Below are 304 nucleotides of genomic sequence, written 5' to 3' on the forward strand. Positions count from 1 at the left end.
CACCCAAGTAGCACGGGGCCCGAGAAATCCCGTGTGAATCTGGCGGGACCACCCGTTAAGCCTAAATATTCCCTGGTGACCGATAGCGGATAGTACCGTGAGGGAATGGTGAAAAGTACCGCGGGAGCGGAGTGAAATAGTACCTGAAACCGTGTGCCTACAAGCCGTGGGAGCGTCGCGCATCGAGCTTGCTCGGTGCGTCGTGACTGCGTGCCTTTTGAAGAATGAGCCTGCGAGTTTGCGGTGTGTTGCGAGGTTAACCCGTGTGGGGAAGCCGTAGCGAAAGCGAGTCCGAATAGGGCGA

General features: G+C 57.6%; 1 rRNA gene. It reads left to right on the forward strand.

Annotated elements, in window-relative coordinates:
* A 23S ribosomal RNA gene (locus ACSNOG_RS33130) occupies window positions 1–304 on the forward strand; the annotation flags it as partial.

Origin of the sequence: Streptomyces sp. URMC 124 (genome assembly GCF_051386455.1) — a bacterium.
Taxonomy (GTDB): Bacteria; Actinomycetota; Actinomycetes; order Streptomycetales; family Streptomycetaceae; genus Streptomyces.